The sequence below is a fragment of the Haloferula sp. BvORR071 genome, assembly GCF_000739615.1.
In the GTDB taxonomy this organism is placed as follows: Bacteria; Verrucomicrobiota; Verrucomicrobiia; order Verrucomicrobiales; family Akkermansiaceae; genus Haloferula.
Genome location: NZ_BATP01000035.1, coordinates 52136 through 75966 on the forward strand (window position 1 = coordinate 52136; position 23831 = coordinate 75966).

Here is a 23831-nt window from a genome sequence, read left to right on the forward strand (position 1 = left end):
GCAGCGGGTGAATCATGCGGGAATGTAGGATGGGAGGGATTCAAGGAATACATCGAGAAGCAGGGGCGGACAGCGGGGCCAAAGGCTTTGCGAAGGTGACGGATCTATCGACAGGGCAAAAAACTTATCTCCGCCATTCCAGTCGCTCGCCATCCGGCATGGAAGCCCGATCTTGCTGGGGGACACAGTCGGTCAGCCGGCCATGGGGGGCGGGGGCAACTCGTCGCCTCAGCGGGGCGGGCCCGGGATAGCTATCGGCATGCGGAACGAAATGCGGCGGCTTGGTCGCCGGGGAAGGGCGGCGGCTCCGGCCCGAAGTACCCGGACGACGAATGCTTTCCCCTAGGATGCGCCTCATGGGGCTCACGGCGTCCCTACTGGAACTCACCAAGCGGGCGTCGGAAGGCAGGTCTGCGGGAAGATCGGGGCCAGCGAGCGGATCCTACCGTATTTCGATAGAGAGTGAACTCCCCACCTCCGCGCTCACCTTGGCAGCCTTCTTCGTGCGTTTTGCGCGACAAACTGCCGTTGGAAGGTCAAAATAACCCTAAATCATGGTTCTGGGGCTCGTAGCCGGCACACAGGCGCGCCCGCTCGCCCGCGCGCGCGCGAGGCGGAGCTGAAACACGGACCCCTCGGCGCTTCAGGTGTCCGCGTGTGTGTGCGCGCGAGGGGATCGGCGGCGGCATGGGGCGAGGGCGGCAAATGGCACCATCCACTTACCATCCAGAAACGGGTGCGTTTTTGAGCGCTTTTTTGCGCGAATGCGATCCCTAGGAATGGGGGTCAACTTGCCGCAAGCCGATCACTTTAAAGGTGTTGTGATGGAGGCGGAGGAGGGAATCGAACCCTCGAATAGCGGTTTTGCAAACCGATGCCTTACCACTTGGCTACTCCGCCGTTTGACGCTTGCTGGTCGCGCGGGGCCGATTCCCTACGTCCCGCGGAACGGGGTGTCAATGCCGGGATTTGGCTGACGGGCCTGATCCGGGCCTCAAAAGCCCCGGTTGGGGTTGAAATCACCCGGTCGCTTGCCCTGAATGGCGGTCATGCCCGATCCGGTTCGAGAACTCTACTCCGAAAAGCGCTATCCGGCCCTGAGCCATCCGGTCACGGATATTGCGAAGCTCGCGGTGGCGGCCCGGGTCGGTGGCCTGCAACGCCTGCCGCAGCCCGGCGGCTGCCGGGTCTTGGAGTTTGGCTGCGCCTCCGGCCACAACCTTCTGCCCATGGCCTCGCGCTATCCGAACAGCGAGTTTTCCGGCCTCGATTATTCCGACACGGCGATCCGGAACGCCCGGAAGGCCTCTTGGGAGGCGAAATTGGAGAATGCGCTCTTCGAGGTGGCGGATTTGGAGCACTGGCGGCCCTCTCATCCCTGCGACTACCTGATTGTCCATGGCGTCTTCTCCTGGGTGCCAGATTCGGTGAAGGCGCGGGTGCTGGACCTCTGTGCGCAGGTGCTTTCGGAGTCTGGGATCGTTTGCCTGAGCTACAATACGCTGCCGGGCTGGTCGCTGAAGCAAGGGGTGGTGCCGCTGGTCCGCAGCTTGGCGGGGAACCCGGCTGCGGCTGGACTTGGCGGAAATATCGTGGCGGTCGCGGAATCCTTGGCCGCGATGGCCGGCTCAAGCACGGCGCATGCCGCGAATTTGCAGGCCGTTTGCCGTGAGATTGTGCGCAAGGGGCCGGAGGTGCTGCCCTTCGACGACTTCGCCCCGGTCTGCGATCCGATCTATTTTGCCCAGCTCGCGGGCTGGGCGGCGGAGCGCGGTCTCCGCTATTTGGGCGAGGCCGATCTGAGGGATAACCTTCCGGACGGCATCAATCCCGCGGCCTTGGAATCCCTTGCGCCCTTGGCGGCTGAGCCCCTGCTTTTGCAGCAGACCTTGGATCTGCTCTCCGGTCGCACCCATCGCAATAGCCTGTTTTGCCGGGAGGATGCCCCGGTGGAGGAGGGGACGACGACCGCCGTGGTGATGCAGTTTGCGGCCGGTTTGGGCGATCAACCGCTCGGCCCGGGTGTCAATGAAAGCGGCTTGATCCGGATTTTCCGGGAGGTACTGGCCGAGGCGGCCGGGAGTTGCCTGCCGATCCAAGAACTGCTGGAGCGGACCGCGGCTTGTGCCCAAGGTAATTGGGAGCCGACCCGGCACTCTCAGGAAATTGCGCACTGGATCTTCCACGCCTCTCGCCTCGGGGGGATCGAGTTGCGGACGGACGAAATACGGATCCTGCCCGAGGTTCCGGCGAAGCCCGAAGTCTCCCGCCTGAACCGCTATTTTGCCGCCAACAGCCTGCCGGTGGTGGATGCCCGGCACGTGACCTGCCGCTACCCGGACGGCCACGGCAGTCTGATGGCGCTCATGGATGGCAGCCGCGGCGTGGAGGAACTCGGTGCCGCCGCAGCCGGGGAATTTCCCAACTTGGATTTCGAGCGCTGGATGAAACATCTCACGGAGCGGGGGATTCTCTGTTAGCGGCTTGTGGCGGCTCCCTGTTCATTTGAGATTGAACACTTTGGCTTTGCGAGTTATCACGGCCACGTGCCGCCATTGCGCGAAGAGGAGGAAGTCAGGAGTTTTCCGTCCCTCGGTCCGATCGAGACCCAGGTGATCCAATTCTTCGTCGACGGAGTGAAGGTCCTCGGTCTGCCGCGCTCAATCGGGGAAATCTACGGGCTCCTGTTCATTTTCCCGGAGCCGCTCGCGCTGGACGATCTGGTCTCACTGCTCGGCATCAGCAAGGGCTCGGCGAGCCAAGGCCTGCGGGCGCTCAAGACCCTCGGCGCGGTGGGTGAGACCCAGGTAGAGAACTCGCGGCGGACCTACTACTCCGCCTCCACCGAGCTGAAACGGCTCGTCGGGGGCTTCATCCGCGAGCAGGTTCGGCCGCATCTCGAAAGCGGGAAATCCAAGGTTGGCAGCCTGCTTGAAGCGGCCGCCGCCGAGCCCGACCCTGCGCGCCGCGAATTTTACGAGACCCAGGTGCGGCAATTGGAACACTGGATTGGCCGTGGGCGCTTTGTGCTGCCGCTGCTGCAACGAGTCCTTGGCGAATGAAGATGCCTTCCTCCAGCGAAATGGCCTGGTTCTGTCTGAAGACGCAGACCAAGCGCGAAGCCGTGGCCGCCGCTCACCTGCGCGAACTGGAGGAGGTAGAGGTATTCTGCCCGATGCTGCGCTACCGCAAGGCGACCCGCCGGGGCAAAATCTGGTGGGTCGAGGCACTTTTCCCCGGCTACGTGCTCGCCCGCTTCAGCCTCGAGAAGGGCGAGCGGGCCGTGATGTACAGCCAAGGGGTGCGCGGGATCGTCCGCTTTGGGGACAAGGTTCCCTCGGTGCCGGATGATTTCGTCGAGGCGCTGCGCCAAGAGGTCGCCCGCCAAGGGGGGGAGGACGTCCTGACCGTCGGCCCCCGGATCGCAGAGGGCGAGGAGGTGGAACTGGCCCACGGACCGCTCGGCGGCGTGCGGGCAACGGTGGTGGAAGTGCTCTCGGCCCGCGAGCGGGTCAAGGTCCTGCTGGAATTCCTTGGCCGCGAGCAGGTCATCGAAGTCGACCTGTTTTCCCTGCTGCTACCCCGCAAACCATTTCCCTGACGTGATCGCGGAGCCCCCTCCAGTTCATTTCGGATTGAACAAACGGCCGATTTTTCGGTCCATCGCGCCGCCAAGGCGCTCCGATGAAGCCGCCTGAACCTACTCTCCTGCCAAGCCGCCCGATTGGTTTTGCCCGTTCCACGGGCAAATGACCAAGGGCGGCAGCTTGTCTGCACCACCCCATCGTCCCCCTCATACCCTCCCTCATCCCCCCAGAAAACGACATGAAGCTGATCCAGGATCTCAAAGGCAAAACCGCGGTTGTGACCGGCGGTGCCGGATTCGTACCCTCCCACTTGGTTGATCGTCTGCTGGCAGACGGCCTGCGGGTGGTCGCGCTCGATAATTTCGTCACCGGCCACGCCCGCAACATCGAACACCTTGGAGACAATCCGGCCTTCGATTTCATCGAGCACGACGTGTCGGAGCCCTTCGACGTGAAGGGACCGGTGGACTTCGTCTTCCACATGGCCTCTCCAGCCAGCCCCATCGACTACGTCCAGATCCCGGTCGAGACGCTCAAGGCCGGCTCCTACGCCTCCCACAATGCGCTCGATCTCGCGCTGAAGAAGAAGGCGACCTACCTGGTGGCCTCCACTTCCGAGGTCTACGGCGACCCTGAGATCCATCCACAGCGGGAGGAATACTGGGGCAATGTGAACTCGATCGGCGTGCGCTCCTGCTACGATGAGGCAAAGCGCTACGCGGAGGCCGCCACCATGGCCTACCACCGCGCCCACGGTCTCGATACGAAGATCGTCCGCATCTTCAATACCTACGGCCCGCGCATGCGCCTCGACGATGGCCGGGTAGTGCCTGCCTTCATCGGCCAGGCCCTGCGCGGTGAGCCGATGACCATCTTCGGCGATGGCTCGCAGACGCGGTCCTTCTGCTACGTCTCGGACCTGGTGGATGGCATCTGGCGTCTTGCCCGCAGCAACTACAACCTGCCGGTCAATTGCGGTAACCCGAACGAGATGAGCATGCGTCAATTCGCCGAGGCGATTGCCAAGTTCTTCGGCACCGAGCTGCGGATCGATCCGAAGCCGCTGCCGCCGGACGACCCGAAGGTTCGCAAGCCGGATATTTCGCGCGCGAAGGAAATCCTCGGCTGGGAGCCGGTGGTGTCGTTTGACACGGGGATCCGCGAGACGATCGAATACTTCCGTGATTTCGTGCCGGTTGCCTGAACGGGGCGAGCCCGGCATCTTTGTTTTTCATGAGTCTCCAGCAGAAGTTCGCGGACCGCAGTGCCGCAGTAGGCGTCGTCGGTCTTGGCTACGTGGGTTTGCCGCTCTTGCTCGCCTATGCCAAGGCGGGCTTCCGGGCGGTTGGCATCGATATTGATCCCGGCAAGCCCGCGGCGCTGTTAGAGGGGCGCAGCTACATCAAGCACATCCCGGGCGAGCAGGTCGCGGAGGCCTTGGCCTCCGGCCGGCTGGAGGCGACGACCGACTTCAGTGTGGTCTCGACTCTGGATGCAGTGATCCTCTGCGTGCCGACTCCTCTGGACGAGCACTTCGAGCCGGATCTCAGCTACGTGATCCACACGGTGGAGGCCGTGGTCCCGCACTTGAAGGCGGGCCAAGTCCTCAGCTTGGAGAGCACCACCTACCCCGGCACTACCGATGAAGAGGTGGTGACCCGCGTGGAGAAGGCAGGCTTCAAGGTGGGAGAGCAGGTTTACGTGGTCTATTCGCCGGAGCGCGAGGATCCTGGCAATCCAAAGTTCTCCGCGACGAATATCCCGAAGGTCGTCGGCGGTGTGACCCAAGGCTGCCTGGATGCTGGCGTGGCCTTGTATGAGGCGGCATTCGAGCAGATAGTGCCGGTGAGTTCTTGCAAGGTGGCCGAGCTGACGAAGCTGCTGGAGAACATCTATCGCGCGGTGAACATCGGCTTGGTCAACGAGTTGAAGATCGCCGCCGATCGCATGGGCATCGACATCTGGGAAGTAATCCGTGCGGCCTCGACCAAGCCCTTCGGCTTCACGGCTTTTTATCCGGGGCCTGGACTGGGCGGTCACTGCATTCCCATCGATCCCTTCTATTTGACCTGGAAGGCGCGCGAGTACGGCGTGCACACCCGCTTCATCGAGCTGGCCGGTGAGATCAACCGTGGGATGCCGGACTACGTCGTCCATCGTACGATGGAAGCGCTGAACTCCCGCGGCAAGCCGGTGAAAGGCTCGAAGGTCTTGCTGCTGGGCCTGGCGTACAAAGCGAATGTCGACGACATGCGCGAGTCGCCGACCTTCGCTCTGCTCGATGGCTTCAAGCGTTTGGGTGCAGAAGTAGCCTACTACGATCCACATGTCCCGGTGGTGGGGCCGACCCGCGAGCACATGAACTGGGCCGGCGTCCAGTCCGTGGAGTGGAGCGAATCCGTGATCCGCGCGCAGGACTGCATCGTCATCTCCACCCATCACGCCGCCTTCGACCTTGGTCAGCTTGCGGCTTGGTCGGACTTGATCATCGATACCCGCAATGCGATGGCTTCGACGCCGACTGCCGAGGGGCAGGTGGTGAAGGCCTGAAGCAAAGAATCTGAAATCTGAAATTTGGAATCTCAGATTTGAGATTTCCGCTCCGAACTTTCCCATGCCTGTTCCGCTTCTCGACGTTAACGCCCAGAACCTGCCCCTCGAAGACGAACTCAAGTCGGTCTTCGAAAAGGTCCTTCGCTCCGGCCGCTTCATCCTCGGTGAGGAAGTGGAAGCTTTCGAGCGCGAGTGCGCCGCGGAGCTGGGCGTGAAGCATGCGATCTCGATCTCTTCCGGCACGGATGCCCTGATCATTGCGCTGATGGCCTTCGGAATCGGCGCAGGGGATGAAGTGCTTTGCCCTTCCTTCACCTTCTTCGCCACGGCGGGAAGTATCTCCCGCACGGGGGCCACGCCGGTCTTCTGCGACGTGAACCCGGTGGACTTCGGAATCGATCTCGCGGCGGCGAAGGCCAAGATCACGCCGCGGACCAAGGCGATCATCCCGGTCCATCTCTATGGACAAGCCGTGGATCTCGATGGCGTGCAGGCCCTCGCCAAGGAGCACGGGCTGAAGGTGATCGAGGATATCGCACAATCCTTCGGCGCGAGCTACAAGGGCGTGACCTGTGGCGCGATCGGTGAGGTCGGATGCTTCAGCTTCTTCCCGTCCAAGAACCTCGGTGGCTTCGGCGACGGTGGCTTGGTCACGACCAACGACGACTCGCTTGCCGAAACCTTGCTGCGCTTGCGCAACCACGGCATGCATCCGCGCTACTACCACTCGCTGGTGGGGGGCAATTTCCGAATGGATGCCCTGCAGTGCGCGCTGTTGCGAGTGAAGCTCCGCCACATCAAGGAATACGCCGCGGGCCGCGCGCGGAATGCGGAGTACTATTCGCGCCGTATTTCGGAGCTCACCGGTTATTCCTTCATCCTGCCGGTGGCCGCGCCGGATCGCGGTCACGTCTGGAACCAGTTCACCCTGCGCGTGCCGGGTGAGGGGCGCCGCGATGCCCTTCGCGCCCATCTCATGGAGAAGGGGGTCGGCTGCGAGATTTACTACCCCGTGCCGATGCATCGCCAGGAGTGCTTCGCGAATTTGCCGACGGCATCTTTGTCGGACTGCCCGATCTCCGATGAACTGTCTGCCGAGGTGATCAGCATTCCGGTCTATCCGGAAATGAGCATCGAGCAGCTTGATGAGGTGATCGCGGCGCTCGCTTCTTTCCCCCCATCGAACTGAACATGCCCAAAATTTTCATTACCGGACACCGCGGGATGGTCGGCTCCGCGCTGGTGCGCGAGGCGGAACGCCACGGGGGACATGAGGTTATCACCGCGGGCCGCGATCGTCTCGATCTGCTCAATCAGCAAGCCGTCTTTGATTTCCTCGCTGCGGAAAAGCCGGACATCGTTGTCATCGCGGCGGCGAAGGTCGGTGGCATCCATGCCAATGCGACCTATCCTGCGGACTTCATCTACGAGAACCTGGCGATTGCCTCGAACCTGGTGGAAGGCAGCCGGCGCGCCGAAGTGCCGCGCGTGCTCTTCCTCGGCTCCTCCTGCATCTATCCGAAGCTGGCACCCCAGCCGATGCCGGAAGACTGCCTGCTGACCAGCCCGCTGGAAGTGACCAATGAGGCCTACGCGATTGCGAAGATCGCCGGCCTCAAGCTCTGCCAGCACTACCGCGCTCAGCATGGTCTGCTCTACCACTCGGCGATGCCGACAAACCTCTACGGTCCGGGCGACAACTATCATCCGGAGAACTCGCATGTGATCCCGGCGCTGATCCGCCGCTTCCACGAAGCGAAGGTCTCCGGCAAACCGAGCGTCACGATCTGGGGCACCGGCACCCCGCGCCGCGAATTCCTGCACGTGGACGACCTCGCCGCCGCATGCTTCCACTTGCTCGGTCTCGAGAATCCCCCGGACTGGGTCAACGTGGGTGTGGGTGAAGACGTGACGATCCTTGAGCTGGCCCAGCTGGTCGCGAAGACGGTCGGCTATGAAGGAGAGATTCTGACCGATCCAACCAAGCCCGATGGAACTCCCCGCAAGCTGATGGAAGTATCCCGCCTCAAGGGTACCGGCTGGGCCCCGCAAATCGGCTTCGAGGAAGGCCTCGCGGCAGCATACCAAGACTTTCTTTCCAAACTCGAGTCAGGCGAAGCCAGACTCTAACATCCCCTCCCCATGAAGCGCGCACTCATCACAGGCATTACCGGTCAAGACGGCTCCTACCTCGCCGAGTTCCTTCTGGAAAAAGGCTACGAAGTTCACGGCATCAAGCGCCGGGCTTCCTTGTTCAACACCCAGCGGGTGGACCACATCTACGAGGATCCACACGTGGAGAACTCCCGTTTCCGTCTGCACTACGGCGATCTCACGGACACCTCGAACCTAACCCGTATTCTCAGCGAGGTGAAACCGGACGAGGTTTACAACCTCGGCGCGCAGTCGCATGTCGCGGTTTCCTTCGAAGCGCCGGAATACACCGCGGATGTGGATGCCATCGGCACGCTGCGCCTGCTGGAGGCGATCCGCTTCCTGGGATTGGAGAAGACGACCCGCTTCTATCAGGCATCCACCTCCGAGCTTTATGGCTTGGTGCAGGAGATTCCGCAAACGGAGACGACGCCCTTCCATCCCCGCTCCCCCTATGCAGTGGCCAAGATGTATGCCTACTGGATCACGGTGAACTACCGCGAGGCTTACGGAATGTATGCCTGCAACGGTATCCTCTTCAACCACGAGTCCCCGCGCCGCGGCGAGACCTTCGTGACCCGCAAGATCACCCGCGGCATCGCGAACATCGCGCAGGGCTTGGAGAAGTGCCTCTTCCTCGGAAACATGGATGCGCTGCGCGACTGGGGCCACGCCAAGGACTACGTCCGCATGCAGTGGATGATGCTCCAGCAGGAGCAGCCGGATGACTTCGTGATCGCCACCGGCAAGCAGATCTCTGTGCGCGAGTTCGTGCGCATGTCCGCCCGCGAGGCCGGCATCGAGCTGGAGTTCAGCGGCAGCGGTGTGGATGAGATCGCGAAGGTCGTTTCCGCGGATTCTTCGAAGGCTCCTGCGGTGAAGGCCGGCGACGTGATCGTGCGAGTTGATCCGCGTTACTTCCGCCCCGCTGAAGTGGAGACCCTCCTCGGCAATCCCGCCAAGGCGAAGGAGAAGCTCGGCTGGGTGCCAGAGATCACTGTCGAGGAGATGTGCGCCGAAATGGTTGCCTCCGACCTTGATACGGCCAGACAGCACTCGCTGTTGAAGGCTCACGGGCACCATGTCTCCGTGTCGAAGGAGTAAGACCGGAAGGCGGAAAGCGGTAGGCGAAGAGACTTCGATGGGGCGCCCTCATTTTCGGTTTGAGGACCTCGAGGTCTGGCACGATGCCTGCGAGCTGGCGCTGGTTTGTCACCGCGTTGCGGACGATCTTGCCGAGCGCAAGTGGTTCCGCTACGCGGAGCAACTTCGGGCAGCTGGGCTTTCTCCTTCGAACAATGTTGCCGAAGGGTCTGCGAGTCATCACGACAAGGAATTCATCAAATTCCTCAATATAGCTCGCCGGTCCACCGCGGAATTGGCGTCAATGGCGCTCACCTTTGAGGATCGGTTTCCTAACAGATCCTTCGGTTTCTGAGATTCTCGAATTGGCTGACAAAGTCGGCCGCAAGCTTACCAGCTTAATTCGCCATCTCGGCTGTTAACGCTTACCGAATTCCGCTTACCGTTCCCCCTTTGTGAAGAAAGTCTTTGTTAGCGGCTGCTACGACATCCTGCATGCCGGGCATCTCCAGTTCTTTGAAGAGGCGCGTGCCCATGGCGACTACCTGATCGTCTCCTTCGCATCCGCGGAAGTCCTCTGGCATCACAAGCGTCGCAAGCCTTCGATCCCGGATGATCACAAGAAGGCGCTGCTCCAAGCGTTGAGGATGGTGGACGAAGTCATCATCACCCATGGTCACGACGAAGGACTCGATTTCAAAGAGGACTTCCTGCGCATCCGGCCCGCGATGTTGCTGGTTACGGATGACGACAAGTATGGCCAGCTGAAGCGTGAACTTTGCGCCGAGGTGGGTGCGGAGTACCGGATCCTTGCCAAGACGCCGCCGAAGTTTGAGCCGGTTTCCACCAGCTCGATCGTGCGCTGGGTGCAGGCACCGACGGAGGCGCCACTACGGGTGGACTTCGCCGGCGGCTGGCTGGATGTGCCGCGCTTTGCGAAGGCAGGGGAGTTCGTGGTGAATTGCGCGATCTCGCCCTTGGTATCGCTGCGCGATTGGCCCTACGAAAAGCAGGCTGGTCTGGGCGGCAGCGGGGCGTGGGCTTTGCTCAATGGCAAGGATGGCATCGACTCGGAACTGGACCTTGGTGTTGGCTGGCAGGATCCCGCGGTGATCCGCGAGACCGGTGTATGCGTGTGGCGCTCCGGTGAACGGCCGCAGCTCGACTTCAAGCGCAACGGTGATTTCCTCAAAGGCCGGATGGCCGTTCTGTGGACCGCCGGTCAGCACGATACGCCTGGCGTGGTAGATCACCCGCGCGACTACGACCGGATCGCGGAATCCGGCCGGATCGCACGTGATGGAGTTCTCTCGGAAGATGTCTTCCTGCTGGCGAAGGGCATTGCCCTCTATCACGAGACCCAGCTTGCCGAGGGCATGGAGCCATTGCCGGAACTACCTGATGCCCTCGCCTGCAAGTACTGCGGTGGCGGCTACGGCGGCTACGCGCTCTATCTCTTCGCTGATGAGGCGGCTCGGGAAGGCGCATTGCAAACGGTTCCCGAATTGCGCCCGGTGGAACCCTTCTGCCGGATCTAACAGGTCCCTCCGATGCGCACGCAATCTGTCATCGGCCTGCCGCTGGCCTGCACCGACTATGCCGGTGCGGTGCGGTGGATCCTGGACCGCGCCAGCGTCACGGCGCGGCCGCTGGCAGTGGAAGCCGCGAATACCCACGTGGCCGCGCTCGCCCGTTCCGATTCGTCCTTCGGCGACGCGATGCGGCGCTTCGATCTGATCGTGCCGGATGGCATGCCGCTGGTGTGGTCCTTGAACGCCGCCCTGCCGACAGAGGAAAGGCTGAAGGACCGGGTCTATGGACCTACCCTGATGCTGGAGACGCTCAGGGCCAGCGCCGGGCGACCGGAGTTCCGCCACTTTCTCTTGGGTGGGAAGGAATCCACGCTTGCGAAATTGGAAGAGGGATTCGCCCGGGATTTCCCCGGCCTGGCGCTCGCCGGCACCCACTCGCCGCCCTTCGGCGAGTGGCCGGAAGATGAGTTCGAGCGGATCTGTGAGAAGATCTGCGAGTCCCGGGCCAACTTGATCTGGGTCGGCCTCGGCTGCCCGAAGCAGGAGCACTGGATCGCCCGTCACAAGGACCGCCTGCCGCCCGGGATCTATTTCGGGATTGGTGCCGCCTTTGCCTTCCATGCCGGCGAGGTCTCGCAAGCGCCGGCCGTGCTGCAGAAGCTAGGTCTCGAATGGGCCTACCGGATCGCCGCCGAGCCGCGGCGTCTTTTCCGGCGCTACTTCACCTACAACTCGCTCTTCCTATGGTACAGCTTGCGGGACCGGATGCGGGGGCAGGCCCCTTGACCTCGATCGCCTCTTGTGGGAAATTCCCATCGTGAACGAAGTGCGGAAATTGGACTCTAGGCGGCGTGCAGTCTTTCCTGACTGTTATGCTCCAGGTGACATTTTCATCGAGGAAGAGGTGACGGCTGAGCGTGTAGTTTTTCGTCTCCTCAAGACTTCCGAGGCTCCGCTCGCCAAGGTTGTAGAAAAGGACGGTTACCTGTTTGTGGATCGACCCGTTGACCGGGAGTCCATCCGGAAGGCGATTCGCGCTGAGCGTGATGAGCGATGAACCCTTATTGGGACAGCTCGGTCATCATCGAAACGACTCTGAATCCCGCTCTTCTGGGGCCGCTTCAGAGTCTCCGTCCGTGGTGTCGACCGCATGCCTTGGCGGAGAGTTTCTCGACCTTGACGGGCGGCCGCTTGGGTTTCCGCGTCGATCCCGATCAAGCCTCTGCAATCCTTGCTAAGCTTTCGGCCCACCTGCGTTTCGTGGAATTGACCAGCGACGAAACCTTGGCGGCGCTCGCAACGGCAAAGAGCTTAGGGATCCGGGGCGGGCGGATTCACGACTTCTTGCATGTCGTTGCGGCGCGGAAGGCAGGTTGCACGGTGTTGGTCACGTTGAATCTCGCGGATTTCGCGGGAATTGATCCGCAGCTCATCATCGAATCTCCCTGACGGGCAAGCCGACCGCTGCTAGGATTTCTCACCTGACCATGTCTGACATCCATCCGCACGCCACTCTTCCGCGCTACGACAAGGAAACCCTGCTCGGCCAGCAAGGCGTGGTCCTGTGGTTTTGTGGCCTCTCCGGTTCAGGCAAATCGACCATCGCCGCCGGCGTGGAGCGGGTGTTGCACCAGCAAGGCCGTTTCACGATCCGCTTGGATGGCGACAACCTGCGCACCGGCCTGAATGCCAATCTCGGCTTCAGCGACGATGATCGTCTGGAGAACATCCGGCGCACCTCGGAGATGGCCAAAGTCTTGGCGCAGAATGGGGTGATCGTGCTGTGTTCGCTGATCACTCCGCGCGGGATCCATCGGGATTTGGCCCGGGGAATTCTGGGAGATGACTTTGCTCTGGTCTACGTGAAGGCCAGCTTCGCCGCCTGCGAGGCGCGCGATGTGAAGGGCCTCTACGCCAAGGCCGCGCAAGGCCAAGTGGCGAACTTCACCGGCCGCGACAGCAGCTTCGAGGAGCCCCACAATGCGGACCTGACGCTGGATACCGAACGGCTGTCGGTGGAAGACGCGGTCTCCGAAGTGCTTGATTTTGTAAGCGGCAGGCTGGTGTCCGCTTAATACATTATCAAGTTACTCAATTAAGTAATTATTGCTTGCCCCGACTCCGGGGTCGGGCTTTTCCTCCCGCCCTCCGCCGCGCGGTCTCACTGGCGGCTTCCGATTTTCCGACCACCGATACCCGTGCCCAATTACCAGCTATCCCACCTTGATCAGATCGAAGCCGAGGCGATCTTCATCCTTCGCGAAACGGCGGCGCAGTTCCAGAATCCGGGTCTCCTTTTCTCCGGTGGCAAGGACTCGATCGTCATGGCTTGGATCGCCCGCAAGGCCTTCCACCCGGCGCGCATGCCCTTCCCGCTGGTGCACATCGACACGGGTCACAATTTCCCGGAAACCATCACCTACCGCGATGAGTTCGCGGAGAAGATTGGCGCCCGCCTGATCGTCGGATCGGTCCAGAAGTCGATCGATGAGGGTCGCGTGGTCGAAGAGAAGGGACCGAATGCTTCCCGCAACCGCGCCCAGACGACCACTTTGCTCGATACCGTGGCGGAATATCAATTCGACGCGATGCTCGGTGGTGGCCGCCGCGATGAAGAGAAGGCCCGCGCCAAGGAGCGCTTCTTCTCGCACCGTGATGACTTCGGCCAGTGGGACCCGAAGAACCAGCGCCCCGAGCTCTGGAACCTTTTCAATGGCCGCAAGCATCCCGGCGAGCACTTCCGGGTTTTCCCGCTGTCCAACTTCACGGAGATGGACATCTGGATGTACATGCAGCGCGAGGGCATCGTCCTACCGAGCCTCTACTATGCTCACACTCGTGACACGGTGACCCGCAACAACACGATCCTGGCGGTATCCGAGTTCGTGCAGCCGCGCGAAGGCGAGGTGGTGGAGAGCAAGACGATCCGTTTCCGCACCATGGGTGATGCCACCATCACCGGTGCCGTCGAATCCACGGCGGACACCATGGACAAGATCATCGAGGAGGTCGCGGCCGCCCGCCAGACCGAGCGTGGCAACCGTGCCGACGACAAGCGCTCCGAGACCGCAATGGAGGACCGCAAGAAGGAAGGATACTTCTAACCGATTCGTCCTCCCGCGCTTCCTTTTAAATCTTTCATTCGCTTTCCATGGATCTTCTTCGCTTCACCACCGCCGGCTCTGTTGATGACGGCAAGTCTACTCTCATCGGCCGCTTGCTCTACGATTCCAAGTCGATCTTCGAGGATCAGCTTGAAGCTATCGAAGAAACCTCCAAGCGCCGTGGCGATGGCCACGTGGACCTGGCTCTCCTCACTGACGGTCTGAAGGCCGAGCGTGAGCAGGGGATCACGATCGACGTGGCTTACCGCTACTTCGCCACGCCGAAGCGCAAGTTCATCATCGCCGATACGCCGGGGCACATCCAGTATACCCGCAACATGGTGACCGGGGCTTCGACCGCGAACCTCGCGATCATCCTGGTGGATGCGCGCAAAGGCGTGATCGAGCAGACCAAGCGCCACAGCTTCATTGCGAACCTGCTGCGCATCCAGCACGTGGTGGTGGCGGTGAACAAGATGGACCTCGTGGACTACTCGCAGGAGGTCTATGAGCAGATCGTGAAGGACTACCAGGAGTTCGCCTCGCGTCTCGACAACATTGTCGACATCACGCCGATCCCGATCTCCGCGCTCAACGGCGACAACGTGGTGGACAAGTCCTCGAGCATGCCTTGGTTCCAAGGTCCTTCGCTGCTCTATCATCTGGAACATGTTTACGTTGGCGGTGAAGAGAACCACGTGGACGCCCGTTTCCCGGTGCAGTGGGTGATCCGTCCGCAGAGCGATGAATGGCACGACTTCCGCGGCTATGCCGGTCGCGTGGCTGGCGGTGTCTTCAAGCCGGGTGATGAGATCTCCGTCCTGCCTTCCGGCTTCACCAGCCGGATCAAGTCGATCCACACCGCTGATGGCAATCTGGATGAAGCCTACGCGCCGCAGAGTGTGACGCTCACGCTGACGGACGAGATCGACATCTCGCGCGGCGACATGATCGTCAAAAAGAACAATCCGCCGAAGACCTCGCAGGATCTGGAAGCGATGATCTGTTGGTTCTCGAACAAGCCGATGGCTTCGCGTGCCAAACTGATCCTCCGCCACACTTCGCGGGAGATGCAGGCGGTGGTCAGCGAGGTGAAGTACCTCGTGGACATCAACACGCTCCACAAGGTTGAAGGCGCGGGAACCTTTGCGATGAACGACATTGGCCGCATCACCCTGCGCACCGCGCAGCCAGTGATCCACGATTCCTATCGTCGCAACCGGCAGACGGGATCTTTCATTCTGGTGGACCCGGGTACGAATGAGACCGTGGCTGCCGGCATGATCATCTGATCGATCTTGTCGCGGACCATGGCGGCGTCCTTGCCGCACCCAGTTTCTAGACACCTTGCCGATGTCGATCTCCCGCTGCGCGCAAAGTTGGATCAAGGGGGTCGCCTACCATTTTGGCTTCAGCCTGCGCAGGCTGCGTGTGGCCTCGCGAAATGCCGCCTCGGGTGGCGACTTCACCGGCAAGGTGCGGTCGCTGCTGCACAAGGTGGACCCCTACGAGGGCTTCCCTTGGCAGTCATATCCCGATGACGCTTCCGGCTGGGGTTCGGCTTCGCCGGCCTTCGGCGAACTCGTAGCTGCCAAGCGCCCGCAGCGGATCATCGAAGTGGGCACTTGGAAGGGCGGCTCGGCTCTGACACTGGCGGAGCATGTCGCCCAACTGGGTCTCGATGCCGAAATCATCTGCGTCGATACATGGCTTGGGGCCCTTGAGATGTGGACGGACCAGGAGGATGAGAGTCGCTTCGGGTCGCTGGCGCTCAAGCACGGCTATCCCACGCTCTACTATCAGTTCCTGGCGAACGTCTGCCGCGCGGGACGGCAATCCCTGATCACGCCCTTTCCGATTCCCTCGGTCACCGCGGCACAGTGGTTCGCCCTCCGCGATGTGCGGGCCGATTTGATCTACATCGACGGCAGCCACGAGGAAGAGGACGTCTATCAGGACCTCGTCTCCTACTGGGATCTCGTCCGCCCCGGTGGCGTCTTGTTTGGTGATGACTGGGGTTGGGACGGCGTGAGATTCGCGGTCGAGCGCTTCGCCCGCGAAAACGGGCTGACGATCACGCATCGCCACGACAAGTGGGAGCTGGTGCGTCCTGCCTGACCGGTGCCCGACCTGACCACGCCATGCTCGTCTTCGTCCATATTCCTAAAACGGCGGGGACCACGCTGCACAAGGTCATCTCCCATCAATATCGCCGGAGGGATATTCTCATCCGGCACGATTCGGATGGGCCGGTGGCGGAGACCTTGGCGGGCCGGACGGGTGCGCCGCCCCAAGTGGTCATGGGCCACTACAGTGTGGGGCTGCATCGCCACGTGCCTGGGTTGCGCTATATTACCTGCCTGCGCGAGCCGGTCGGCCGGCTGATTTCCCACTACCATTACGCCGCCAGCTTCACCGGGCACTACCTCCACCAGGCGATCCATCGGGAGAAGCTCGACCTGGCCGGATACGTCAGCAGTGGCTTGGCCGGAGAGCTGTCCAATGGCATGACCCGGATGCTGGCCGGGCTCGATGACGTGGAACAACCGGAAATCGGGGATGCCGAGCTGGCGATGGCCAAGGAGAACATCGAGCGGCATTTCGACGGAGTGCTGCTCAACGATCGCTTCGACGAGGGTCTTCTGCTGCTTGCGGAGCGTCTTGGCTGGAAGACTCCTTACTACCTCCGGCGAAGGGTGGGCAATTATCCGGTCTCGGCCACCAAGCTGGATGCGGCGACCCGGAAACTGATTGAAGATCAGAATGCCATCGACTTGCAGCTCTACGCTTGGGCGAAGTCACGATTCGAGGATTTGGCCGCATCCCGGCCGGACTTGGCCGAGCGGACCGCGGCCTTCAAGAAGCGGAACCTTGGGGTGGGGAGGGCGATTTTCATAGTCCGGGAAGCCCGGTGCCGGGCTTTCGGTTGATCCTGAGGCGGGGAAGCCCTGAACCTGAGGGGTTTAGAATCTGTTCATTTTTATTTGAACAGAGATGGCTGGCCGGGTTATGAAGCCATCCAACGAAAAGCTGGAGCCCGATGGCCGCCGATTCGTTCAGATCCCTTAGGCTTTCGTCAGCTGCCGCGAGGCGGATGACCAAGGGCGGCAGCTTGCCGTTATTGTGCTGTTGATTTTACGCTTCTATTGCCCGGTTTGCGGGGCAAAGTCCCGCCCTGCCCCTTAGGGCAGCCTGTCGTCATGGAATCCAGTCAGATCAAGGCCCTGTTCATCGTCGTCCTCGCGTCGCTTTTCGCGGTGTACCTCGGTGTCGCGGCGGCCACGGCCCAGTTCGAAGCGATCGCCTGGGTCAGCGGTTTCATGGGCATCACCATGATTCTCGCCATGGGGCGGAATGTCTGGCTGCTCATTCCCGCCGCCCTTTCGCTTGATGGTACGATCAACGCGCTTCCTGGATCTCCACCTGCCTGGGCCTTCGCCGGGGCGATCGCCGCGACGATGTTCGTCATCCGTTTCGCCATGCGGCGTCCGGATTTCACCGTGAAGCTGGACCTGATCGATGCTGCGATCCTCTTGCAGGTTTTGGTGATCGGCCAGGCCTACGCCCGAAACCCGACCGGGATCCTTTTGCTGGGTGGTGACCGGGCGGGTGGTAAGTCCTACTTCATCTTCGCCGCAGCCTTCTTGGCCTACGCCTGTATCGCGATCGTCAAGCCGCGCGAGAGCAGTGTCCGCTGGGTGGTGATCCTGATGATCTTGTTCTCGGTGGGTGACGGCCTCGTCTCGACCATCTCCGACTGGTCCGCCTCCTTCTCGGCCTTGGTGCTGCCGATCTACTCGAACGTGAACTTCGACACGGCGATGAGTGGTAGCGCGGGCTTCGACCTCGACGCGTTCCGCGGTGGTGGTGGTTTCTTCCTGCTCGGCCAAGCGATGGTGATGCCTTGCTTCTGCCTGGCCCGGCCGATCAGTTGCATGAATCCGCTCCGGCCCTGGCTCTTCGGCATCGTTCTCATCGGCTCCGTCCTCGTGCTGCTGAGCGGATTCCGAAGCGGTGTCGCCTATCTGGGGGCGGTCTTCGTGGTGTCCGCCCTGATCCGGCGCAAGCCGATCGACGCGGTCGCCGTCGGAGTGGTCGGAGCTCTCGGACTGATTGTGATCATCATGAGCGGACAGCTCAGGTCGCTTCCGTTCGGTGTGCAGCGTGTGCTCTCGGTCCTGCCGGTGGATGTCACCGCCGCGGCCCGGGCTGACGCGGAGAACAGCACGGAGTGGCGGATCGAGATGTGGAAGCTCGCGCTGACCACGGACCGCTACATCAAGAACAAGACCCTGGGCGATGGCTTCGGCTTCAGCTCCGCGGAAATGAAGGCCGTGCTCGATGCCGCCCAAGGCTTCGGCGACGATTTCGGAAGCGTGCAGGACCAGATGCTGGCGCAGGGGAGCTATCACGGCTTCCACGTGGAGACGATCCGTTTCACCGGTGTCGTCGGGCTACTGGCGGCGATTGTCCTGATGCTTGTGGGGTTCAAGAAAGCGATGCAGCTCGTCCGGCATTACCGGGGGACCTCCATGTTCCCCTATATCGCCTTCATTTGTATTCCCTTTTTGATCTACCCTTGGTGGTCGCTGCTGGTCTTCGGCTCGTATCGAGCGGAATTCCCGCAGTTCATTGTCACCATGGGGCTCCTCAAGTGGCTGGACAACCTGCGTCTTGCGCAGATGAAGGCAGTGCCTGTCGCCGCACTGGTCGAAGAATCGACCCCGGCCCCACGCTCGCGGATGCGCGCACCTGCCTACGCCATTGCCGGTAGCCGGCAGGCTTGAATCTCCCCGGTGCTTTCCGCCGGCCCATCCGAAGCTTCCCTGAAGGGAGGCTCCTGACATGATATCCGGGCTATTCCATCGCCTGCGGAGTTCCCCCACGGGACTCACGGCAGCCGCCGGCTATGCGGCGATGCTGAGCGCTGTATTCGTCGGCTTTTTCAATGTGCCGCTGGCGCTGAAATTCCTCAGCGGCAAGGAATTCGGCCTGTGGAATGTCGTGGGACAGACCTTGGGCTATCTTCTTCTGCTCGACTTCGGGGTTTCCTGGTCGGCCAGCCGGATGCTGGTCGGCCCGATGCGGGAGGGAAACCAGAAGGAACTCAACTCGTGGTGGACCATCATCGTGGCGGTTCTGATTTTCCAAGGCCTGCTGGTGGCGGGCATCGGGCTCGGGGCTGCCAAGCAGATCATCGGCTCCTTTGAGGACCTTCCGCCGGACCTGATCCCGGCGGCAGAGGGTCTTTGGGTCGGGATGATCCTGATCAACGCCATCCAGCTTCCCTTCCGGGCCTATACCGGAGTCCTCTATTGCCAGGACCGCTGGTACATCATGCACGTGGTGACGATCCTCACCTCGTGGATCAACCTGATCGCATTTGCCATCCTGCTTTACGCAGGCTTCAGGACCTACGCCTACCTCATTGCCAGCCTGCTCTCGGTGGGAACCAACTCGCTGCTGATGCAGTATATGGTCCGTCGCAGCGGCGTGCGGCTGCAGCTGGTTTTCCGGGGTTTCGATTTCGAGAAGCTGCGGGTTCTCTTCCGGTACAGCAGCGGGGTTTTCTTGTTGGCCTTGGCCGGTCAGATCGCCTTCACCTCCCAATCGCTCATCCTGAGCAAGGTGATCGGCCTGGAGGCGGTGACCGTGTTTGTCGTCAGTTACAAGTCCTTCACGGTGATCAAGGAGATCCTGAAGCGTGCCTTCGATTCCTTCAGTCCGCGCTGGATGCAGCTCTACGTGAGCGGTGACAAACAGGCGGTCTGGAACGAGTGGAAGAACCTGATGGCCTGGCTCTTGCCCACTGCGATGATCGGGGCACTAGGCATCCTGATCTTCAATCGCTCCTTCTCCATGCTCTACGGCGGCCCCGCCAACCATGAGAGCCGGGTCTTCGACTTGTTCACCGCCGTGGGCCTGGTAGCGCAAGTCTTCACTTACTTCACTGAGTTCGTCTTCCCGATGTCGGGAAGGGTCAAGGGCCGGAGTATCGCGGGAATCATCGATGCTGTGTTGCAGATGACTTCCGGAATCATGCTCACGCATTGGTACGGTGCCACCGGCCTGATGCTTGGCGCGCTCATCGGGCCGGTCTGCGTTTCCATTCCCTACCTTTTGCTGAAGGCACCCGCTCAACTCGGCATCTCGCGCCGGACGATGGTCGGCGCGGTAGCCCGCACCTATGGGCTCACGCTGCTCTGCATGGCTGGCAGTTTCTTTGCCCTGAATACGCCAGCGGCCACGCCCGATACCTGGGGCTTGAGTGGCATCGAGTGCCTTCTCGGCGTCGGCTTGGCCTGCCTCGGGCTCTTCTGGTTCTGGAAATTCCGCGGCATTTTCATGAGCGCCAAACGAGTGGAAGCGTGAGCAGCGGCGGAGAAAAAAAGGCGATTGCCCTGTGCCTGGAGTATCCCATCGCCGATCGCGGCGGTGTCAGTGTGCTGGTGCAGGAATTGGTCGCGGGACTCTCGGAGGATTTCGCCATTCGCCTAGTCAGCCCGGAACCCAGCGAAGGCGTGCTTGCCAGCAAGATCGGCGCGCAGTTGGCCGGCCATCTTTCCTTCCAGTTGATGTCGGTTCCGCCTTCGCCCAGCTACTTCAAGCAAGCGCGAGCATTCGCGGAGCAGCTCGGTGACGTGCGTCTGGTCCACTTCCATTGCGGTGGCACCTTTGGCTGGGGCAACCGCTGTCCGGCGCCTTCGATTCCCGAGTATTGCTCCAAGGCGGGACTCAAAACCGTGTGGACCAACCATCTCACTGATCCTCCGCGGCGCGCCTTCGCGTCGGTTGGCCGGGCCCCGTGGATTTCCGATCTCGCGGCACCCATCGGCAAGCTTGGCAAGATCCGCCAAACCCGCGCGACGGATGCCGAGATCGCGGTTTCAGAGCACGACCGCGACTACCTCGATTCCCAATACCCTGCCGATCAGCAGCGGCGTCGCATCTATCATTCCCGCTTGGAAGAAAGCCCCGCCCCGGGAACGGAGCGGGAGCCGCTGATCCTCGCTGTGGGTCATGTGGCCTACCGGAAGGGCCAGGACGTGCTCGTCCGCGCCTTCCTCAATATCGCCGGAACTGCTCCGGGATGGACTCTGGAGATTGCCGGTCACGATGGTGGCGACGGCTGCTGGCAGGAGATCGAATCCCTGTGCGCGAATCATCCGCAGGGCTCGCGGGTGAAACTCCTCGGCGCTCATCCACGTCCAGCCGAGCTCATGGGGCGGGCTTCCATCTTTGTGCAGCCCTCCTTGGAGGAAGCCCTTGGCCTCGCATTGCAGGAGGCCATCTTCCTCGGTTGTCCGGCGATTGGCAGCCGGGTGGGAGGCATCCCCGAAGTGATCGATGAAGGCGAGACCGGCCTGCTGATCGAGCCCAAGAATGTGGCCGCACTTTCCGCAGCGCTGTCACGGCTGTTAGTGGATGCCGCCCTGCGTGGCCAGATGGGCGCACGGGGCCGGGATGCGATCCTGGGGAAGGGGATGACCCGGCAGCGGATGATTGAAGCCCACCGCAGCCTTTATCTGGAGCTTCTCGCGTGACGATGTCGTCTACCCTTTCATCTCCCGTCCTTCCCGCGCAGGCAGCCGGAAACCCCATCGTTCACGGGACGAAGGGCCAGTTTATCGTCGCGGCACCGGAGCGGGTGAACTACTACGAGGACTACGCCCGGGTGCTCGCGAAGATCGATTCGCTTTACGGCTACTTCACCGGCAACCGCCGCGGCAGCAAGGGCATCCCCGGGGAATTGACCTACCTGAACCCGCTTTTCGGGCTCTTCATCAATGGCACCCGGCGGACCCTTCCCGGCTACACCGCAGAGTGGCTGCGCGCCGCGATCCATCCGCTCTTCGACCGTTGGGTGAGCATCGACGTGAAGCCGGGCATGCACGTGCTCTCGAGCTTCGGCTACGCGAACCGCTGTTTCAAGAAGGCCCGGGCAAATGGTGGCAAGACCTTCCTGGAGGCCGGGAACTCCCACCCGGAGAACTTCTGGAACACGGTGAAGGAAGAGCACCGCCGCTGGAAAGTACGGCGCCCGCCGTACCCGCCGAACTGGAACCGCCAGGGCCGCGAGATGGTGAAGCACGCGGACTACGTGCTGGCGCCCAGCAAGTACGTCGCCCAGTCCTTCCTCGACCGCGGCTTCACGCAGGAGCAGATCATCCACTCGCCCTTTGCCATCAACCTCGACCTCTTCCGCCCGAAGAACGAGGAGATCCCGCCAAGCACGCCGATCCGGGTGGTGTGCACCGGCAGTGTCTCGCTGCGGAAGGGCATGCCCTATCTCATGGAGGCGGTGCGCATCGTGCGGAAAACCCGCGACGCCGTGCTGGTCCTCACCGACTCGGTGGAGAGCAGCATGAAGGACATCATCCCGAAGTACTCCGACGTGCCGATCGAGTGGGCTCCGCCGAAGCCGCACGCGGAACTCGCGGAGCATCTGCGCGGCTGCCACGTTTTCGCCCTGCTCTCGCTGGAGGAAGGCTTCGCGCGCACGGCAGCAGAGGCCTTGGCCTGCGGACTCCCGGCGGTGCTCACCTTCAACACCGGCTCGGCCGATTGCATCAAACCCGGCGTGAATGGCGAGATCGTGCCGATCCGCGATCCACAAGCCGCGGCCGAAGCGATCTTGAAGTGTCACGAGCGCCTGCTGGAAAAGGGCAGGCCGGAGATTGGCGATCTCCACGAATACCTCTCACTGGAGCAATTCGAAGCCCGCTTCCTGAACGCGCTGCGCCGTATCGGTCTCCTCGAACATTGATTTCATGAAACAGGCCATCTGGGACTTTCTCTACCGGTTCTTTCCCGACCACGGGCATCACCTGATGCCCAGCGCCGCCTTGTACGATTGGCAAACCAAGCCGGAACTCGGAACAGGATCGGTCGTCACCGACGGACCTGAAACCAAGGACAGCCGCTTGCAACCGGACAACCCGCGCCTGGCCGAACTGCGGAAGCGCTATGCCGAATTCGACAAGCAGGCAACCACGCCGCTGGTCTGGAGCCCGGGCCGCGTCACGGCGGAAGAGCTACGCGGCTTCCGCGGTGCCGATATCTACGTCTGGCAATCGGGCGGCTTGCAGTATGGCCTGATGGCCCACGCCTTGGCCTACCACTACCTGCGCTCGCACGATGAACTCGGCCTGCTCGACCGGATGGATGACGATGCCGCCTTCGCCGTGCGCCGCTTCGACGTGGGCAACCGCAAGGTCTCGCGCGACCTTCTCGACTCCATTCTGGAGATCAACTTCATCGAGCGCGAACTCGGGCTCTCGAAGAAGCCGGGTTTCAACATCCTCGACATCGGTGCCGGTTACGGCCGCTTGGCCCACCGCATGGTGCAGGCCATGCCAATGCTCGGGAAGCACCTCTGCACCGATGCGGTCCCGGAATCGACCTTCATCTGCGAGCATTACCTCGGCCATCGCGGCGTCACGGACAAGGCCCAGGTCGTGCCGCTCGATGAGATCGAGCGCACACTAGCGGCCACACCGGTGGATCTGGCGGTGAATATCCACAGCTTCTCCGAGTGCAGCCTGGAGGCGATCGACTGGTGGGCGAAGCTGCTAGCCACCAACCGTGTGCCTTGGTTGCTGGTCTGCCCGAATGCGAAGCATGATGCCGGCCGCCATCTCGGTGTGGAAGACGGCAGGGGCTTCAAGGGCGAGATCGAAAAGCATGGCTACCGTCTGGTGAAGATGGTGCCGAAGTTCGATGATCCGGTTCTCCAAGCCTACGGCCTGGACCCGAGCTACTTCCACCTGTTCCAGCTCCAGTAGTCGGAATGCAGGAAGCGCAGCCAGAATCCGATC

Annotated in this window: 21 protein-coding genes and 1 tRNA gene; 21 read left to right on the forward strand and 1 reads right to left on the reverse strand. The window is 61.9% G+C overall.

Features of this window, described 5'->3' with window-relative positions:
- Positions 1-825 precede the first annotated feature (825 nt).
- A tRNA-Cys gene (locus BV071_RS19625) sits at positions 826-900 on the reverse strand.
- 149 nt (positions 901-1049) lie between these two features.
- On the opposite strand from BV071_RS19625, the gene BV071_RS19630 reads away from it, so the two are divergent.
- The 21 genes from BV071_RS19630 (at position 1050) to BV071_RS19740 (ending at position 23798) form a co-directional block, all read left to right on the forward strand.
- Entirely contained in the window at positions 1050-2480 is a 1431-nt protein-coding gene (locus BV071_RS19630) for a class I SAM-dependent methyltransferase (RefSeq protein ID WP_265594648.1), read from the forward strand.
- A 66-nt stretch (positions 2481-2546) separates the two neighbouring features.
- Positions 2547-3062, forward strand: a complete 516-nt coding sequence (locus BV071_RS19635) for a hypothetical protein (protein WP_265594649.1) — start codon at positions 2547-2549, stop codon at positions 3060-3062.
- On the forward strand, positions 3059-3601 hold the full coding sequence (locus tag BV071_RS19640; protein ID WP_035610962.1) for a transcription termination/antitermination NusG family protein: 543 nt from the start codon (positions 3059-3061) through the stop codon (positions 3599-3601). Before BV071_RS19635 ends, BV071_RS19640 begins: the two co-directional genes overlap by 4 nt.
- 224 nt (positions 3602-3825) lie before the next feature.
- On the forward strand, positions 3826-4791 hold the full coding sequence (locus BV071_RS19645; protein WP_052573634.1) for a UDP-glucuronic acid decarboxylase family protein: 966 nt from the start codon (positions 3826-3828) through the stop codon (positions 4789-4791).
- A gap of 29 nt (positions 4792-4820) precedes the next feature.
- Complete coding sequence (locus tag BV071_RS19650) at positions 4821-6137, forward strand: nucleotide sugar dehydrogenase (RefSeq protein ID WP_052573636.1); 1317 nt, start codon at positions 4821-4823, stop codon at positions 6135-6137.
- 64 nt (positions 6138-6201) lie between these two features.
- Positions 6202-7329 carry a DegT/DnrJ/EryC1/StrS family aminotransferase gene (locus BV071_RS19655; protein WP_035610964.1) on the forward strand — a complete coding sequence of 376 codons (1128 nt, stop codon included), beginning with the start codon at positions 6202-6204 and terminating at the stop codon, positions 7327-7329.
- A gap of 2 nt (positions 7330-7331) precedes the next feature.
- Positions 7332-8270 carry a GDP-L-fucose synthase gene (locus tag BV071_RS19660; protein ID WP_035610966.1) on the forward strand — a complete coding sequence of 313 codons (939 nt, stop codon included), beginning with the start codon at positions 7332-7334 and terminating at the stop codon, positions 8268-8270.
- A 12-nt stretch (positions 8271-8282) separates the two neighbouring features.
- Positions 8283-9398 (forward strand): GDP-mannose 4,6-dehydratase, encoded by a 1116-nt coding sequence (gene gmd, locus BV071_RS19665; RefSeq protein WP_035610969.1) that lies wholly within the window; start codon positions 8283-8285, stop codon positions 9396-9398.
- A 434-nt stretch (positions 9399-9832) separates the two neighbouring features.
- Positions 9833-10915, forward strand: coding sequence for an adenylyltransferase/cytidyltransferase family protein (locus BV071_RS19675; RefSeq protein WP_035610975.1), 1083 nt, complete (start codon positions 9833-9835; stop codon positions 10913-10915).
- A gap of 12 nt (positions 10916-10927) precedes the next feature.
- The gene (locus BV071_RS19680; protein WP_035610977.1) at positions 10928-11695 is read left to right on the forward strand and encodes a WecB/TagA/CpsF family glycosyltransferase; all 768 of its coding nucleotides are present in this window, start codon (positions 10928-10930) and stop codon (positions 11693-11695) included.
- 405 nt (positions 11696-12100) lie between these two features.
- Positions 12101-12358 (forward strand): hypothetical protein, encoded by a 258-nt coding sequence (locus BV071_RS19690; RefSeq protein WP_265594650.1) that lies wholly within the window; start codon positions 12101-12103, stop codon positions 12356-12358.
- Positions 12359-12396: 38 nt separating this feature from the next.
- Positions 12397-12984 (forward strand): adenylyl-sulfate kinase, encoded by a 588-nt coding sequence (gene cysC / locus BV071_RS19695; protein WP_035610983.1) that lies wholly within the window; start codon positions 12397-12399, stop codon positions 12982-12984.
- 123 nt (positions 12985-13107) lie between these two features.
- Positions 13108-14013, forward strand: a complete 906-nt coding sequence (cysD, locus tag BV071_RS19700) for a sulfate adenylyltransferase subunit CysD (protein WP_035610985.1) — start codon at positions 13108-13110, stop codon at positions 14011-14013.
- Between the two features lie 47 nt (positions 14014-14060).
- Positions 14061-15305, forward strand: a complete 1245-nt coding sequence (gene cysN / locus BV071_RS19705) for a sulfate adenylyltransferase subunit CysN (RefSeq protein WP_035610987.1) — start codon at positions 14061-14063, stop codon at positions 15303-15305.
- Between the two features lie 61 nt (positions 15306-15366).
- A complete protein-coding gene (locus tag BV071_RS19710) occupies positions 15367-16131 on the forward strand; it encodes a class I SAM-dependent methyltransferase (protein WP_081886109.1) in 765 nt (254 codons plus the stop codon).
- 23 nt (positions 16132-16154) lie between these two features.
- Positions 16155-16943, forward strand: coding sequence for a sulfotransferase family 2 domain-containing protein (locus BV071_RS19715; RefSeq protein ID WP_265594651.1), 789 nt, complete (start codon positions 16155-16157; stop codon positions 16941-16943).
- Positions 16944-17213: 270 nt separating this feature from the next.
- A complete protein-coding gene (locus tag BV071_RS19720) occupies positions 17214-18800 on the forward strand; it encodes a hypothetical protein (protein ID WP_035610991.1) in 1587 nt (528 codons plus the stop codon).
- Between the two features lie 58 nt (positions 18801-18858).
- On the forward strand, positions 18859-20385 hold the full coding sequence (locus BV071_RS35555; RefSeq protein WP_035610993.1) for a hypothetical protein: 1527 nt from the start codon (positions 18859-18861) through the stop codon (positions 20383-20385).
- A complete protein-coding gene (locus BV071_RS33305) occupies positions 20382-21557 on the forward strand; it encodes a glycosyltransferase family 4 protein (RefSeq protein WP_052573638.1) in 1176 nt (391 codons plus the stop codon). Before BV071_RS35555 ends, BV071_RS33305 begins: the two co-directional genes overlap by 4 nt.
- 2 nt (positions 21558-21559) lie before the next feature.
- Complete coding sequence (locus BV071_RS19735; protein ID WP_035610995.1) at positions 21560-22780, forward strand: glycosyltransferase; 1221 nt, start codon at positions 21560-21562, stop codon at positions 22778-22780.
- Positions 22781-22784: 4 nt separating this feature from the next.
- Entirely contained in the window at positions 22785-23798 is a 1014-nt protein-coding gene (locus tag BV071_RS19740) for a putative sugar O-methyltransferase (RefSeq protein ID WP_035610997.1), read from the forward strand.
- Positions 23799-23831 lie beyond the last annotated feature (33 nt).